This window comes from Acinetobacter courvalinii (assembly GCF_014635545.1).
Classification (GTDB): domain Bacteria; phylum Pseudomonadota; class Gammaproteobacteria; order Pseudomonadales; family Moraxellaceae; genus Acinetobacter; species Acinetobacter courvalinii.
Genome location: NZ_BMDA01000002.1, coordinates 289,939 through 307,647, shown reverse-complemented (window position 1 = coordinate 307,647; position 17,709 = coordinate 289,939). Strand labels below are relative to the sequence as shown.

General features: G+C 43.6%; 13 protein-coding genes. 1 reads left to right on the top strand and 12 read right to left on the bottom strand.

What is annotated here, in order from left to right; translation table 11 throughout:
* Nucleotides 1-55: 55 nt before the first annotated feature.
* Nucleotides 56-1,708: a PglL family O-oligosaccharyltransferase gene (locus IEV39_RS11005; protein ID WP_005282719.1), complete on the bottom strand. Its 1,653-nt coding sequence runs from the start codon at nt 1,706-1,708 to the stop codon at nt 56-58.
* A gap of 81 nt (nt 1,709-1,789) precedes the next feature.
* Nucleotides 1,790-2,524: a TfpX/TfpZ family type IV pilin accessory protein gene (gene tfpZ, locus IEV39_RS11000; RefSeq protein ID WP_032883133.1), complete on the bottom strand. Its 735-nt coding sequence runs from the start codon at nt 2,522-2,524 to the stop codon at nt 1,790-1,792.
* Nucleotides 2,525-2,752: 228 nt separating this feature from the next.
* On the opposite strand from tfpZ, the gene IEV39_RS18625 reads away from it, so the two are divergent.
* Nucleotides 2,753-3,166: a prepilin-type N-terminal cleavage/methylation domain-containing protein gene (locus IEV39_RS18625; protein WP_005282717.1), complete on the top strand. Its 414-nt coding sequence runs from the start codon at nt 2,753-2,755 to the stop codon at nt 3,164-3,166.
* Here IEV39_RS18625 and IEV39_RS10990 read toward each other — a convergent pair.
* From IEV39_RS10990 to IEV39_RS10945, 10 genes are all read right to left on the bottom strand, one after another.
* On the bottom strand, nt 3,163-4,362 hold the full coding sequence (locus IEV39_RS10990; protein WP_005282716.1) for a serine hydrolase domain-containing protein: 1,200 nt from the start codon (nt 4,360-4,362) through the stop codon (nt 3,163-3,165). The two genes, IEV39_RS18625 and IEV39_RS10990, sit on opposite strands and share 4 nt — an antisense overlap.
* A gap of 92 nt (nt 4,363-4,454) precedes the next feature.
* Complete coding sequence (locus IEV39_RS10985; protein ID WP_005282700.1) at nt 4,455-4,940, bottom strand: pilin; 486 nt, start codon at nt 4,938-4,940, stop codon at nt 4,455-4,457.
* Between the two features lie 426 nt (nt 4,941-5,366).
* Complete coding sequence (locus tag IEV39_RS10980) at nt 5,367-5,927, bottom strand: TPM domain-containing protein (RefSeq protein WP_005282699.1); 561 nt, start codon at nt 5,925-5,927, stop codon at nt 5,367-5,369.
* Nucleotides 5,921-6,988, bottom strand: a complete 1,068-nt coding sequence (locus IEV39_RS10975; RefSeq protein ID WP_005282698.1) for a TPM domain-containing protein — start codon at nt 6,986-6,988, stop codon at nt 5,921-5,923. Before IEV39_RS10975 ends, IEV39_RS10980 begins: the two co-directional genes overlap by 7 nt.
* A 37-nt stretch (nt 6,989-7,025) precedes the next feature.
* Entirely contained in the window at nt 7,026-7,616 is a 591-nt protein-coding gene (locus tag IEV39_RS10970; protein ID WP_005227639.1) for a LemA family protein, read from the bottom strand.
* A gap of 178 nt (nt 7,617-7,794) precedes the next feature.
* On the bottom strand, nt 7,795-8,685 hold the full coding sequence (locus tag IEV39_RS10965) for a metal-dependent hydrolase (RefSeq protein ID WP_032883132.1): 891 nt from the start codon (nt 8,683-8,685) through the stop codon (nt 7,795-7,797).
* 114 nt (nt 8,686-8,799) lie between these two features.
* The gene (locus IEV39_RS10960) at nt 8,800-10,209 is read right to left on the bottom strand and encodes an MFS transporter (RefSeq protein WP_005282696.1); all 1,410 of its coding nucleotides are present in this window, start codon (nt 10,207-10,209) and stop codon (nt 8,800-8,802) included.
* 199 nt (nt 10,210-10,408) lie between these two features.
* Complete coding sequence (locus tag IEV39_RS10955; RefSeq protein ID WP_004776047.1) at nt 10,409-11,830, bottom strand: glutamate synthase small subunit GltD family protein; 1,422 nt, start codon at nt 11,828-11,830, stop codon at nt 10,409-10,411.
* Nucleotides 11,831-11,901: 71 nt separating this feature from the next.
* The gene (gltB, locus tag IEV39_RS10950) at nt 11,902-16,383 is read right to left on the bottom strand and encodes a glutamate synthase large subunit (RefSeq protein WP_171067867.1); all 4,482 of its coding nucleotides are present in this window, start codon (nt 16,381-16,383) and stop codon (nt 11,902-11,904) included.
* Between the two features lie 461 nt (nt 16,384-16,844).
* The gene (locus IEV39_RS10945; RefSeq protein ID WP_005282693.1) at nt 16,845-17,702 is read right to left on the bottom strand and encodes a hypothetical protein; all 858 of its coding nucleotides are present in this window, start codon (nt 17,700-17,702) and stop codon (nt 16,845-16,847) included.
* Nucleotides 17,703-17,709 lie beyond the last annotated feature (7 nt).

Genomic DNA, 17,709 nt, shown 5'->3' with positions numbered 1-17,709 from the left:
AATAAAAAAAAACCAAAGCTTTGCTTTGGTTTTTTTTTATTGTAAACAGCCTAGCTTAAGACTGTTTTATCTGTGTCTTATTATTTAACTCGATAATCTCTGCCAGACTCACCTTTTGCTTATACAACTGCCTCAAAACCACCAACTGTTGCTCTGCTTGCTCCAACTTGTGATTGTAGGCCAGTAACTGCGCATACTTCTTCAGGTTATAAGGGGTGGCTTTATTCTTGACCATTTCTCCCAACAGGCTTAGCTCAGTCTCAGACATTTTGGTTTGCGGTTTTAAAGCAATCCAGTCAAGACGTTGTTGAAACTGGGTCAGTAATAATATTTTTGAACTGCCCAGGATTTCTGCTGTAGGCATTTGGTTTTTAAAGACCAGACGGCTATTTTCCTGATAAAGCTTATAATCACGCCAGATCAGTAATACCACGATCAACGCCAGCACTCCAATACAGCGAATGACATGCTTAGTGACCGTTATGCCTTTTAGTTTTGGTGTCTGTGCCTGAATCAATCCCAGCAAGAAGCCCATAGGTAGCAGGAAATAAGCATATCGTTGTGGAAACTCCAGCATGGCATGAATCAGGATGGCACAGACCATCAAGATCGCAATAATCGAGCTGGTTTCCTTGGCATTCCTATTCAGCCAGAACAACCACAGCGAGATATAGCCAATAATCAACAGCCCGAGTGGCACACCATTCCAGACCAGAAGATCCAGCAGTACATTATGTGCGCTGTTAAACCAGACCTGTACAGTATTGAACTGAATACTCTCGAACACCGCAATACTGGTTTGACTCCAGCCATAACCAAACCATGGCTTCTCGACAATGGCATGTAAAATCTGCACCCACATACCCAGGCGCTCATGGCCCGACCCTGCACGTTGCGCAATGGATGCCGTCTGGGTTACCCCCGTATCAATACTTGAGCTTAAGAGCTGGCTCAGCACAGGGAGTAAGTAACCAGCAATGACTAAATACAATCCAACCCAAAGCAGTAATCTTGGGAAATTAAATCGCGGTGAATTCTTATATTGTTTATAAATCCAGTAAAAGAACAGGAATATACACACCACCCAGGAAGTTCTGGATTGCGTCAGCGTGATGGCAAAGAGTGTGGCCAAGCTTGCTGGGATTAACAACCATAAGGTCAACCTTCTTTTTTCATATAAATATAAGCCACCCATCAGGCCCATAATTAAAAAGGTGGCCAGATTATTCGGTTGTCCAAAGTTGGCATAAGGTCGTCTGGTTTTGAGCTGTATAATTCCATCGATATAGGCTTCGAGATTTAACCACTGCACGATGGCCATAATTGCACTGATGAACGAAATACTCAGCAATAGATAGCTTACGCCCAGCATGATTCGTTCCCGTTGCTCTGCTTGCAGGCTTAAGTTGTAGCCCGCAACAATCATTAACCAGAACACAAACAGGTAACCGAAGCTCAGGAATGCGGTACTAAAATCCGTAATTAAACCAAAAGCCCACTGGCATAGCGGAATAAACGCAATGCCCAGCATCAAAATCTGTGGACGCGGGATTTTTACATTTTTATTGAACAGCAGGGCTAATAACGCCACGCCACCGCCAAAGCTTGCCAGTTCACTGGAAAAAGTCACCCAGGGATAGGTATGGACTGGAGATAGCCAAGCAAAACTAAACAAGATGCTGGCAAGTAAAAAGCATAAAAATTGCATAGGTCATACATGAAAAAAGGCCTAGCGAATTATATCGTTAAGCCTTGGGATAGAAATCCAATATTAGATAAAAACTACAATTTACTTCCACGGACGTAAGTCGACAATTTTAACTACTTCGCCTTTTTCTTTATTAATGAGAACGGTCATATCCATGCTTGTAGAGCTTAAAGGTAACCATGCATCTGCTTGCGGATATTTTTTTATAATTTCTTCAACGTCATGCATCTGGTTAAAGTCATTTAATGCTTCAAGCTGATGGGCATTTTTTTGTATTTGTTGCTTATTCATTTCAATGGCTTGATAAAGCTCTGGACGCATCGCATTAGAAATTCCGGTTGTCACCGCTTGAAATAGATTCTTATTGCGCTCTTCAACTGTATTTCCCGCATTTACCGCAACAAATTGAGGTCTAAACCAAGACGGTGTCTGATATTGCGCTTTGGCTTTATCGAGATGCTCTTTATTAATATCATTACTACGGATCAGTTCAAAGCGCTCGCCATTCTGTACAATCCAGACAGGACGCCCTTGTGCAATGCTATATACCCCATAACAAAGCGCAGCTAATTGAATGACAATAATGACGGTCAAATCCATTTTGAGCGTTTTTTTACCTTCTTTATAAACCAACAAGCCTAGTGCAGGGCCAATGATCACATCAATCGCCAGCATCATTAAAAAGATATTGGTAACCCCTACCGCTTTTGCTAAGGGGGCTGGATACCATAGAAAGAAAACCACCCCAATAACAATTAAAGCAATGAAAAAAGAAATGGCTAAATGACTAATAAAAAATTTTATGCGTTTTGACACAAATACTATCCATAAAATTGTGTTGTAATAATTATATATGAATGGCATACAATTACTCTATCTAAAACAACACCATAAAATATGATGAGATATAACAAAAATTGTCATCTTGCTGCCATTTCTTATCAACCCTAACTCACAAAAACAAAATAAACAACTGTTTTATATTGTTTTTTAAATTAGGCATAATTCTTGCCTATATAAATATTCAAACTAAGAGAATATGTTATGCCAAAGGGGTTTACATTAATTGAGTTAATGATTGTAGTTGCAATCATTGGCATTTTAACAGCAATTGCTATTCCTGTTTATCATCTATTCACTGTTAAAACACGGATTCATACCGCCATGTATGAAATTTCTGCTGCAAAACCAGCTTATGAAATTATAGTAACTCAAAATGCACCTGCATTAATAACACCTGCTGATTTATATATTCAAGCAGAAACCAGCACATGTAGTATTAATGTAGCGATTCCTGACCTCAATCAGACAGAAACCAAAGTTTTAAGTTGTTCTCTTAAAGATAAGTCATCATTAGAAACCACAGCCGAAATTTATCTTACACGCACTCCTTTAGGAAAATATAGCTGTAAAACTGTAGGGATTCCCTACTATTTAATTCCCAAAGAGTGCATCTAGCGCGACGAATATGTTTGAACAAGATTTAGATAAATTTTCATCTTTGTTTGATCATATTGCCACTGTCTTTTTTCAGCTTGTCCACTGGATAAAAGTGCTACAACTCCACCACGATCATCTACAACAACTAAGGAAGTTGCACCTAATAAAACGCCATCTCTAAAATAGACTTTTAAACTATTTTTATTCTGCTGATAAGGCAACATGGCATAACCATAACAGTCATGTAACTTTGCCAAATTACATTCTAAATTAGGTTCACTTAAAATATTTGGTTGAGGTTTTTCAATCATCTTTTTGACTTGATAGCTTAATGCTATTGCACTTCCAGAAAGTCCTGCGGATGAACCTAAGGCAGAATAATCAAATGCCGTATAGATATCACTATAACCCGATAATGATGTCTCTATATAATAATATTTAGCCTCGTCATCAAAACGCTTATTTTCAAGAAACTGAATCTGATCCTTTTGAATCTGTGCATGTTTTTTAATATATTTTTGATATGTTATTTTACTTTGATCAGCAATAATTTCACCGAGTAAGCAATATCCCAAATTTGAATACTGATACACTGTATTTGGTTCTGCACTCAATTGCATTTGTGATAATTTTTCCAGATGATTTGGACAGAAAGGTTGCTTGGATTGAAACATTTCATCTCCCATCAATCCCTTACGACTAAACCCGCCCCGATGGAGTAGTAGATCTTGTACCGTTATAGTTTCAATACGTTTATCTCTTGGCGTAGGCATAGGGGGTAATAGTTTGAATATAGGTGTTTCTAGATGAATTTCGTTTTGTTTAACTAAATCTAAAATTGCATCACTGGCCCATAGCTTAGAAACACTGGCATAACGAAAACGAGTATTTTCATCTACTTTTTTTGAGAACAGTGGCCAACCCAAATAACCACTTTCACAATGATATAAATTTCCATTTGGATCCAAATAGGCAATCTGGTTATTCGGCGCCTGATGTGTCATTGTTGTTTCTAAAATCGTATCTTTCAACCAAGCTGGACTATTTTTAGAGCATTGTATCGCTTTTTTTTCAAAATATGCTTGTACTGGATACAATTTAACAATGAGCTTATTTCGTTCAATCGTATTGACATAAAAATAAATAAAGACCACAACCAAAATAAGTAAAAATATCACAAGAATATATTCAGAAACTTTCAACTCTCTAGACATAAAATATTCTCAAATTTTAGATATATAGATATTTATATTGAACAAATAAAAACACCTCTCAAATGAGAGGTGTTTTTAAAAAAATAATAATTTTATTGATCGCCTGATGAGCTACCTTCTGCTGGGCAACCTGCAGGTGCAAATTTAGTATCTGCAGTTGTCTTACAACCCCAAGCACCACCAGCTGTATCTGCCGCACGAGTCCATATAACTGTTTTACCCTTTAATACACCGCTTGCACCCACACCAAACGTACCTGTAATGGTACCGGCACCTGTAGCCATATCGAATGCTAAAGCAGGTTGTTGTAAACCATTCGCATCCTTAGCTCCGCCTTCAGGCATTACACCATCTTCACCTAAGCTAGAACCAGGTACGTTGAAGTTACATTCTTTACCATCACTTAAACATAGATCAACTAAAGTACGTAGTGAACCAGTTTCACCAACAAAACGAGTTACTTGCGACTTAGTCACATAGTTTTGATATTGCGGAATCGCAATCGCAGCCAAAATACCAATGATCGCTACAACGATCATCAATTCGATAAGAGTAAAACCCTTTTGCATTGATTTCATAACATTTCTCCAATGGATATTTTTTATAAGCTTTTTTCAGCTACTTAGTATTTAGCATGTTTTATGCCAGTCCTTAGCTTAGCCAATTTTACTCTAAAAAAACAGGGACTTAAAAAATTTTCATGTTGTATAAAAGCAGAGCAATTTAGACGTTTTAAGAAAAAAAATGACAAATAACGTCAGCTTTACTGCTTTATTATGCGTTTTTTTAGATATCAAATTTGACTACTTTCGAATTGTATTTAAATTGAGCGACCTGAATCACACAAAATTTATTTCAATTATTTTTTATTATTTCTTGCCGTTTATCGGAAGCTGATAAGAAGGCTTGTGATTCAGAAATTTATATATACAGAATAGTCTGCACAATAGTTTATTTTTTCTAAAATAACAAGCCAGATTTTTGATGAAAATTAAAAACCGAACTTAATTTAAAATGATCGGTTCATTTGGCAATTCATTTTGATCATTCAGGTCTGATTTTACATAATACTGATCTAGAATCTGCCCTATTTCTGTCACTCCGTTGGTCACCGCTTGCAGATATTGCTTCTGAGCAAGTAATACGACAATACTTTGACAAATGCCATTCCAGATTTCAGTCTGGGTCGCGTTCTTTAAGCCACGATCAATCACGATTTCAACTTTACGCTCGCACAGATTCAAATACAACAACACTCCGCTATTCAGCTCAGTATCCCAAACACCCAGTTCAGCAAACAGTTGCTGTGCCCGTAAGCGGGTATTCTGCTGATAGGCTTGAGAACATGGGATATGCCCTTCAATCACCACCTGTATTTCACCGACATGGCCTTTTTCTGCCTGCTGTACCGCTTTGGCAATTTCGGTCCGGTCCTGCTTGCTAAAATAACGATGCGCCGATGAAACATAGAGGAAATGCTTGAACCAGCGTTTTAAACTCGGTTGAACATGCTCTTCCAGTTTCGGCTGGGTAATAATCTGTGTTGTATCTGTCTTGGTTACCATGAGCCTGATGCTCCTCCCCCGCCAAAGCTACCACCGCCGCCACTATAGCCACCGCCGCTGCCGCCAAAACCTCCACCACCACCGCCTCCGCGGCCGCTACCTGACAAGAACATCTGGAAAATCAGTTGTGCCAGTGAGGTAATCAATAAAAAGAACACCCCGACACCGAGTAACAAACTCATCACCAGACCTGCACCATTGACCAAGCCAGCAACCGTTGCTGCCACGGCGGCGGTTGAGGCACTCAAGCGCTTGCCGATAATAAATGAGCCGACCACACCCGCAATCAGGATAAATAAGGCCATCATGAGGGTATTGTCTTTGGCTTGCTGCGCATGTAAGGCCTGCTCATGTCGGTCTTTCAACTCTTGAGCCGCCTGCTGGGCAATTTCAGGGTCTAAATTCACAATACGGGTGATTTCATCCAGACCCGCTGAGATGCCCTGTGCATATTGGCCCTGTTTAAAATAAGGTGTGATCTGGTTGCGAATAATCCGGCTCAGTACCAGATCTGGTAGTACACCTTCCAGACCATAACCCGTCAGAATCTGGATATTACGGTCATTCACCGCAATTGCCATTAACAAACCGTTATCACGTTTGGCTGAACCCAGTTGCCATTTTTCCCCAGCTCGCAGGGCAAAATCAAAAATCGCTTCCTGCCCGGTGGTCGGCACGATAATCACACCGACTTGGGCCTTCCCTTGCTGATAAAGACTTAGAATTTTCTGATTGAGCTGCTGCATTTCAGCCTCACTCAGGATTTTGGCCTGATCAATGACCGGCTGGTTTAACGTGGGTAAGCCACGAATGGACTCACCCTCCGCCATATCATCGGCGACTTTGGGCAATACCGGTGTTTCAGCATTCGAGCTACTTGCAGGAGCAGTTTTATTGTTTTGCTGTTCCTGAATAATTTTGCCTGCAACCACCAGATCACTTTGATCCGTTGCAGTTGCAACCTCGGCCCAGACCGTATGTTGAAAACAAAATGTCGCAAATACCAGCAACAATGCAGCCCCAAGCTGCTGTTTTAATCTTTGCGTTAACATTGCGAACATACGGTCACTCCCCAGCATTCAAAAACAATTTCAAAACTTAGTTAAATGAAACTGTTGGCGCCTGTTGGGCAGACTGTTCCGCCTTGAAGTTTTCCTTGGTTTTCATGCCAATCACTTTAGCGGTCAAGGCTTGAGGGAATTGACGTACATAGCCGTTATAGTCCTGAACCGTTGTAATATAACGGTTACGCGCAACCGCAATACGGTTTTCAGTGCCTTCAAGCTGCGCCTGAAGATCACGGAACTGTTCATTGGCTTTCAGGTCAGGATAGTTTTCCGAAACGGCGATCAGACGTGACAATGCACCGGTCAATTGACTTTGCGCCTGTTGGTATTTCTCAAATAATGCAGGATCTTCCAGCACTTCTTTATCAACTTTCAAGCCTGCCACATTCGAACGCGCCTGAGTCACTTCAGTGAGCACCTGTTCTTCGTGTTTGGCATAGCCTTTTACCACATTGACCAGGTTCGGCACCAGGTCAGCACGGCGTTGATACTGGTTCTGTACCTCAGACCACGATGCGTTCACCGCCTCATCTTTCACTTGTAAAGTGTTATAGCCACACCCTGTGAACAGAAGCGTGCTTGCCAATACGGTTGCCAGTGCGGTTTGTTTCATGACTTTCATAAAAATTTATCCTCAAGTTTTTCTTTATATTTTTGCGTTAGTTCATTGTAATGGGATTTTTTTGCCTGCTGTGTAACATTTATTAAAGTTGATGAATGAGACTGTTTAAATAAAAAAGGCATTACTCAAGCCTGTTGATGTAATGCCGCGCTAAGCAAACTTTATTTTAAGAGGGAATTTAACTATACAATTGAGGTGTGGCGCCCTCCTGAAAACTGGCCATGTCATACTCATCGGCCATACGTGCCTTCCAGTAATTGACCAACTGCGTGTAATCATGTTTTGCCGGATGAAAATCCGCCTGATAATAGGACAAATATTCTGGAATCAGTTGGATTAACATTTTCGCCAGTAAATAGGTCCCGAACAGATTGCCACCCAGTTTAGGCAGGCTTTTCCATTTGTCCTGCCAGATCAGCCGTGACGTGGCGTAAAAAGTCAGGCTGGCAAAGCCCGTAGTCACGCTACGCATCAATAGACGGCGGATACGGTCATCACCATAAACGTGCTGATAGACATCGAAAGCTACCGAACGATGCTCAATTTCCTCAATCGCATGCCATACCCACAGTTTCATGGCATCCTCATCCAGCGTACTTAAAATTTCTGGATGTTTCAGGATATAGCCGCCCAGCATGGCAGTAAAATGTTCAAAGGCACAGGTCAAGGCCAGCTGTAATTTAGGATGAATATTACGAAGCAGCTCATCGCGTTTTGCCAGCCACGCCTGAAAACGGTCTAGATTATAGTCATCGCGTCGCCATGCATCATTAAATTCGGTATGGGCCTTGGAGTGCATCGCTTCTTGCCCGATAAAAGCCGCAATTTGTGCCTGTAATTGGGGATCTTTTACTTTGTCGCGAACATTGCGGACACTATTGACAAAATACTGCTCGCCAATCGGGAAAGTGGAAGACAGTGCCGTCAGCAGATGCGACATCACAGGTGAATTGGCAAAATAATGACGCTTGATTTTTTCTGGGTTAAATTGCAGACGACGTACAGTAATCCCCAATGCCTTGGGACGATTTAAATAGCTTTTTCCTACATTCGCATTTGCAAGTGCCATCGCGATTACCTTGTTCATTTTATAGTCCGTCTTCGAGTATTGCGCTGTAAAAAACTCTAGGACAGGGCAAAAAAGCTTAGAAGATTTGCCAAAACTACCAAAATGATGACTGGTCTAGATCGATGAAACAGGCGCGACACATTCCTCTTGTTTGATTTTCCTCAGACTTAATAGGGCTGCCAGAAATAATCCACCCATGATGGCAACCACACTATGAAAGGCCAATAACTGGGCTTGAGCCATGGAATAATGCAAGCTTGTCACCGCCCATTTGATCATAAATGCAGTCAGCGTACCCAATACTGCTATCCCAAAAGTTAGACCTAGTTGTCTGAGCATATTTAAAATTGCCGCAGCAAAACTGGCATCTGTCTGCGATACCGCATGCAAGCTCAAGCTACTGGAACTGGGGACAATCAAGCCAATACCGGCCCCCAGCATGCCGCTTAAACCTATAAATAACAGATAAGAAGCGTTACTCTGGAAACTGATCATCGCGATCAAGGCGATACCCGAAATGAGCAACCCCATTTTGAGTAAGGGCAATACGCCATAACTTTGCTGTAAGCGACCAAAGCCAATAGAAACCACCGCCTGCATCAGAAATTGCGGGGCGATCAACCAACCGGCCTGGGCCGCACTTAAATGCACCTGCTCCTGATAAAACAGGGCAAAAACAAATAAGGAACTATAGCCTGCAAATCCCAACAGAAAGGAGATCAGATTAAATCGTAAAAAAATACGGTTATGGAATAAATGACGTGGAATAAGCGGATACGAAGCCGTGTTCTGATGTCGTATAAAAATCAGCGCAAACACCATCGAAAGCAGGAAACTAAAGACAATCAGATAGCCAATATGTACTTGCTGTACCATGATGATGCTATAAGTTAAGCTGGCAATTGCAACTACACTATAAATTAGTCCCAAATAGTCAAACCTAATGCTTTGCTGATGCTCATCGGCAACAATGCCTTTCCAGCCTAAAAATAATGCCAACAATCCAACCGGAAGATTTAACCAGAAAATACTTTGCCAGCCCAGATAATGCACCATGAGGCCGCCCATCAAGGGCCCAACAATCAAGGCAAAGGCACTGAATGAACTCCAGTTGCCAATTTCCCGTGCCTTCCGATTGGCTTGGGTAAAATGATGCACGATGATCGCCAAAGTCAGGGGAATCAATATCGCCCCTGCAATGCCCTGAATCACTCGCCCCACGATCAATACGTTAAAAGCAGGTGCTGCCGCACAAATCACCGAGCCGAAAATAAAAATCACGACACCAGCCAACCATAAGCGTTTACGTCCTAGCCACTGGCTTAACGCCCCCACCGCGAGCATCAAGCTCGACATGCTCAAAGCATAACTATCAATCACCCATTGTAAATCGGCAAGGTGACTATTGAACTGCGTCTGGATTGCAGCTAAAGCCAGATTGACACTGCTCAAATCAACCAGGCAAAGAAAGGTACTGGTATACAGTGCGGCAATTAACAGCCTGTCATTAAGTTTTGATGTCATTATTCTATCTGCTTTAAAATGAGAATTATTATCATTTAAAGGATAGCAAGTTATTGCGCTTTTATTCAAGTCTTTTCATTATTCTACTTATTGCATAGATGCTGACCATCAATCGCTTTTATCCAATGCCTTTAATTCATATAGAAAAATGCCCAAGCATGAGGCTTGGGCATTTAAAAATTAAATACTGAAAAAGAGCTTACACGCCAAGATAATCCAGAATACCTTCCGCTGCCTGACGGCCTTCCCAGATCGCAGTCACAACCAGATCAGAACCACGTACCATATCGCCACCGGCAAAGATTTTTGGATTCGAAGTCTGGAACTTGAATTCTTGCTGTTCTGCCGCAACCACTCGGCCTGAACCATCTAGACTTACATTGGCGCCACCAAACCAGTCTGCAGGACTTGGGCGGAAACCAAAGGCAAGCAACACTGCGTCTGCAGGCAAGATTTCTTCAGAACCAGGAACAGGCTCAGGGCTACGACGGCCACGGCTATCAGGCTCACCCATTTGCGTGGTCACGACTTTAACGCCAGTCACTTTACCGTTTTCACCGACAATCTCAATCGGTTGGCGGTTGAACAGGAATTTGACGCCCTCTTCATAGGCATTCTTCACTTCACGTGCAGAACCCGGCATGTTGCTTTCGTCACGACGATATGCACAGGTCACATCGTGCGCACCTTGGCGCAATGAAGTACGGTTACAGTCCATCGCAGTATCACCACCGCCCAATACGATGACTTTCTTGCCATCAACACTGATGTATTCGCTTGGATCTTTTTCCCAGCCTTGGCAACGGTTGACATTGGCAATCAGGAAATCTAATGCATCGTAAACACCATTCAGGTCTTCACCCGGGAAACCACCTTTCATATAGGTATAGGTTCCCATGCCCATGAACACCGCATCGTATTCAGCCAGCAATTGTTCAATAGTGACATCGACGCCAATCTCGGTATTTAAGCGGAACTCGATGCCCATACCGGTAAAGATTTCGCGACGACGCTTCATCACATCTTTTTCCATTTTAAATTCTGGAATACCGAATGTGAGCAAACCGCCAATTTCTGGACGTTTATCAAATACCACTGGCTTTACGCCACCACGCGCCAGAATATCCGCACAGCCTAAGCCTGCCGGGCCTGCACCAATGATCGCGACTTTTTTATTGGTCCACTTAACGCCAGACATGTCTGGTCGCCAGCCCAAAGCAAAAGCAGTATCATTGATATATTTTTCAGCATTACCAATGGTCACTGCACCAAAACCGTCGTTTAAGGTACAGGCACCTTCACACAAACGGTCTTGCGGGCATACGCGACCACAGACTTCCGGCAAGGTGTTGGTTTGATGGCACAATTCAGCGGCCTGAAAAATCTGGCCTTCTGCAATCAGTTTTAACCAGTTTGGAATGTAGTTATGTACCGGACATTTCCATTCACAATAAGGGTTACCACACCCTAAACAGCGATGGGTCTGATTGGCAGCCACTTCCGCAGTAAAAGGTTTATAAATTTCCACAAACTCTGCCTTGCGGACAGTAATATCTTTTTTCTCTGGATCTTGGCGTGCTACATCCAGAAATTGAAAGTCATTATTAAGGCGCTCTGCCATGTCTCTCTCCGTGGGTAGGCGCAGCGATGTCCCTCATCTCTGCACCTGCCTATGTCTATGCAGTCGTGGAATTATTGTGGATCGGCTTGGGTGGTTTTCAAAAGCGTTTGTAAATTAGCAGCTTTTGGTTTCACCAGCCAGAACTTACGACTATAGAAGTCGAACTCATTACGGATCTTGTAAGCCCATGCACTACCCGTTTCCTGAATGTGCTCATCCAGAATACGCAGTAGGTTTTCTTTATGGTCTTCCATCGCCTCTGTCGAGATACGATTCAGATCAATCAGTTCGTGGTTATAGTAGTCGACAAAGTCATTATCAAGGTCAAGGACATACGCAAAACCACCGGTCATACCTGCACCGAAGTTATGGCCCACTTTACCTAATACGGTTACCACACCACCGGTCATGTATTCACAGCAGTGGTCGCCCGCACCTTCAATGACTGCAAATGCGCCTGAGTTACGCACCGCGAAACGCTCACCGGCAGTTCCCGCAGCAAAGACTTTACCGCCAGTCGCACCATATAAGCAGGTGTTCCCGATAATGGCCGTATTTTGGGTCTGGAACGGCGATCCTTTTGGCGGGAAGATCGAGACACGACCACCCGCCATACCTTTACCGACATAGTCGTTGGCATCACCTTCAAGCTTGATATGCAAACCACCCGCATTCCATACCCCGAGTGACTGACCCGCAGTACCGATCAGGTTCATGACCACTGGATTGTTTTCCATCCCCAGATTGCCATAACGACGGGCGATTTCACCTGAGATACGCGCACCAATCGAACGGTCACAGTTACCGACAGTGAAGTTGAATGAACCACCTGTACCCGCTTCAATTGCCGGCAACATTTCTGCCACCATTTGCTCAGCCAAGACACCTTTATCAAATGGTGCATTGCCCTGAACCTGGCAATATTGTGCCTTACCTTCAGCAGCAGGATGTGAAGTCAATAATGCACTGAGATCAAGATGGGCATGTTTGTCTGTTTCACCTGGTAAAACTTCAAGTAAATCAACACGACCAATCAAGTCTTTCAGTGAAGCGACACCCAATGCAGCCAACCATTCCCGGGTTTCTTCTGCAATAAACTTGAAGAAGTTGATCAGCATTTCAGGTTCACCAATATAGTGTTCCTGACGTAAATGATCTTGCTGTGTTGCAACACCGGTTGCACAGTTGTTCAAGTGACAGATACGCAGATATTTACAGCCCAATGCGATCATTGGCGTAGAACCGAAACCGAAGCTTTCCGCACCTAAAATAGCGGCCTTGATCACATCCAGACCCGTTTTCAAACCACCATCGGTTTGTACACGAACCTTGCCACGCAAGTCATTAACACGGAGGGCTTGATGCGCTTCGCTTAGCCCCAATTCCCAAGGAGAACCCGCATGGTGAATCGATGACAGTGGAGATGCCGCTGTACCACCGTCATAACCTGAAATGGTAATGAAGTCGGCATAGGCTTTTGCAACACCCGCAGCAATGGTTCCCACACCCGGCTCAGAGACTAGTTTGACTGATACCATGGCTTGAGGATTGACCTGTTTCAAGTCAAAGATCAATTGTGATAAATCTTCAATCGAATAAATATCATGATGCGGTGGTGGTGAAATCAGGGTTACACCCGGCACCGAGTAACGTAAACGTGCAATTAAGCCATTCACTTTACCACCTGGTAACTGACCACCCTCACCCGGTTTTGCACCTTGTGCCACTTTGATCTGTAATACTTCAGCAGACGTTAAGTAAGCTGGCGTTACACCAAAACGACCAGAAGCAATCTGTTTGATTTTCGAGTTACGAATCGTGCCATAACGCGCAGGATCTTCACCGCCCTCACCCGAGTTAGAACGACCACCAATCGTATTCATGGCAATCGCAATTGCTTCATGTGCTTCTGGTGATAATGCACCTAAAGACATACCTGCAGAGTCAAAACGTGGCAGAATCTCTTCAATCGTTTCAACCTGATCAAGCGCAATTCCAGCAGTGGTTTTTAACTTGAATAAGTCACGAATGGTCGCCACTGGACGGTTATTCACCAGTTCTGCGTATTCTTTAAAGTCCTGATATTGGCCTGAACGTACCGCTTTATGCAAGGCATTGATCACGTCTGGATTAAACGCATGGTACTCTTTACCAAATACGAATTTAAGCAAACCACCTTGATCAATCGGCTTACGGTTCTGCCAAGCCGTGGTCGCCAATTTCTTCTGGTCATTTTCCAGATCGGCAAAGGTTGCACCTTGAATACGGCTTGGCACGCCAAGGAAACATTTATCTACCACTTCAGAGGATAAACCCACTGCTTCAAATAGCTGACCGCCACGATAAGAAGCAACCGTCGAGATCCCCATTTTAGACAGTACTTTCAGTAAGCCTTTCTCAATCCCTTTACGGAAGTTGGCTTGCGCTTGAATTGGATCACCCAGTAGCTCACCTTTCGCAACCAGATCATTGATCACATCATAGGCCAGATATGGATAAACCGCAGTCGCACCAAAGCCAAGTAATACCGCAAACTGATGTGGATCACGCGCAAAACCGGTTTCAACCATAATGTTCGCGTCAGTACGCAAACCGGTCTTGATTAAATGGTGATGTACCGCACCTGTGGCCAAGGCAGCATTTGCAGGCAAATACCCTTCGCGGAAATTTTTATCGGTTAATACAATCAGTGTTTTACCATCACGAACCGCCTGTGCCGATTCTTCACAGATACGCTCAATCGCGGCCTGTAAACCTTCAGCTTCTGCATAGTTCAGGTCAATATCCACTACACCATAGCCTTCGCGATCTTTTTCTACATCACGCAGTTGCTGCATTTTTGAATTAGACAAGACTGGGCTGGAAATGATGATACGATCCGCATGTTCCGGGCCTTGTTCGAACACATTCTGTTCACGGCCTAAACAGGTTTCCAGTGACATCACGATCGATTCACGTAATGGATCGATTGGCGGGTTGGTGACCTGAGCAAACTGCTGACGGAAATAGTCAGACACATGGCGCACTTGACGAGACAATACCGCCATTGGGGTATCATCGCCCATTGAGCCAACCGCTTCCTGACCACTTTCAGCGATCGGACGTAATAGTTGATCGCGCTCTTCAAATGTCACCATGAACATTTTTTGCGCTGCTTTTAACTTGTCGCCGGTTAAACCTTGATCGACCAGTTGCTCTTCAAGCTGTGGATTGGCCTGCAGGCGAATCGCATGATCACGCAGCCATTCACGATATGGGCGCATGTTCTTGAGATGATTGCTGACATCCTTGGTATCCAGCACTTTGCCTGTCAAGGTATCGACAACCAGGATTTGGCCCGGACCGACACGGCCTTTAGATACCACATCTTCTGGCTCGTAGCCCCATACCCCGATTTCAGAGGCAAGGGTAATGTAATCATTCTTGGTGATGACCCAACGCGCTGGACGCAAGCCGTTACGATCCAGCATACAGATCGCATGACGACCATCCTGAATCACCAGACCTGCCGGACCATCCCAAGCTTCCATATGCTTCGAGTTAAATTCATAGAAAGCACGTAAGTCAGCATCCAGAGTTTCAACGTTTTGCCATGCCGGTGGAACCAGCATACGGAGTGCACGGAACAGATCCATGCCCCCACCGACCAGAATTTCAAGCATGTTATCCAGACTTGACGAATCTGAACCTGTCCGGTTAACGATCGGATTCAGCTCAGTCAGGCCAGGCAATAACGGGTTTTCAAATTTCGGAGTACGTGCCAATGCCCAGTTACGGTTTGCGGTAATGGTATTGATCTCACCATTGTGCGCAAGGTAACGGAAAGGTTGCGCCAAAGGCCAACGTGGCAAGGTGTTGGTCGAGAAACGTTGGTGGAACACCACAATATGCGATTTTAAACGCTCATCGGCCAAGTCGGTATAGAAGTCTGCAATCGCAGCCGGCATCATCAAGCCTTTATAGCTGATCACAGTCGAGCAAAGCGTGGTTACATAGAATGACGGATCGTTTTGTAATTGTTGTTCTGCACGACGACGTGCCAGGAAAAGCTTACGGTTAAACTCAACCTCACTTACCCCCATTGGACAGTTCACAATGACCTGTTCAAATGCAGGCAGAGATTGCAGCGCAATTTCACCGAGGACGTCGTTATTGGTCGGAACCACACGCCAAGCCAGTACGCGTAAGCCATCCGACTCGATTTCTTTGGTTAAAATATTTTTGGAATGTTGCGCTAATGCCGGATCTACATTTAAAAATACGGTACCCACAGCAAAAATTTCACTCAGTGTAATATCACTCAGTTTTTTTGCTTCATCACGGAAAAATTGCTTTGGCATCGCCAATAATAAGCCGCAACCATCTCCCGTCTTGCCATCTGCGGCAATACCACCACGGTGCGTCATGCAACTTAAACTGTGAATCGCGGTTTCTACAAGATGATGACTTGATTCACCCTTCATGTGGGCGATCAGACCAAAACCACAGTTATCCTTAAACTCGTCAGGCTGATATAAACCTTGAGCGGGAGCTACAGTATTAGGCGATGGCATGTGCATAGCGTACCCTTCTTTCAACATGGCTCTTTCGAGCAACAAACATTCAATTCATTTTCTGCGATATTGCCGATCAACTCATTTAAAGTTCAATGCTTCGCGAAAACATTTTTACTGGCGGATTTGCAATATACGCCTTTCTTTTTCAAGACGCAGTGCATTTCGCCATCTAAAGTGTTTTCAGTTATTACACCCTCAAAAAAGTTTGTAAAGCACAAAAACTTTCCATTTCACGAAACTAATGAATCATTTAGTTTCAAAAGGCGCAATGAGCAGACAAATTAGCACCACAAGGATGCAAAAAACATGCCATGTAAAATTAGGTTTACTAAATCATTAAAAAAATTAAAATAACTTTAAGTTATAAGGGGCAAACCACTTGCCCCTGTCTGAAAAGTGCACCAAAAATAATCAGGGTGCTATAAAAAGAATCATGTGTGCACAATTTTAGTGCACCATTAATTAAATGGATCGCTGACTTCTCGTTTAGAAGAATCTGAATTTTCTTTTATTTTTTCAGCATTTGCTGGTGCTGAAGGTGCAGATTGGCTTTGTTTGACATTTACCACATTGCCCTGTGCATCACGTTGAGTCACCGTGGTTTTTACTGTGGTTGATGATTCAGCCGTCCGGTTGCTCATTACTGGTGCTCGATTCATTAACAGGGTTTCATCAACTTTTGGCAATGCCGCAGGTCTGAGCTGAACCGCATAAAGCTGATTGGACGCCGATTTCATTTCATCAGAGCCCAAATCATTGACTAATTCAGCATAGGTCGACAATTGCTGGGCTTTGGGTTTGACCGAATCAGGCAGCGCCAGATTAAGCTGTGCAAATTGACGGGTAGCTTCTTCTGCATTTGAAAAAGCACCATAAGTAAGCACATATTGCTCGACCTGATCTTCGCCGCTGAGACGGAAATACACAAACTTCTTGCGGTCTGAACGATTGAGCAAGAAATTTTTAATAATGGCCTCATCGGAACTGCGGAAAATTTCCACAGTCCACTGACGTTGATGGTCCTTCATATATTTGGTGCCACGAAATTCGGGTGCATGGTCATTGGCCACCACCACGCGCGTGGTCAGATCCAAAGGTTTGACTTCGTCCGAGAGTGCGCCCAGATGCGCAGTCGCCGCCACTTTTTCCGGTTGAATCTGAACCTGTGCTTCGGTTTCAGCGGGCTGTTGCTCTTTCACCAATGCCTTGGTATCGGTAACGCCCCAGAATATCAACGCAGCAATTAAACAAGCCAGCGCAAAAACCAGCCAGCTATATTGTTGAATATTTTGCCAAATTGATCGTGACACAGCCATGCTTTAC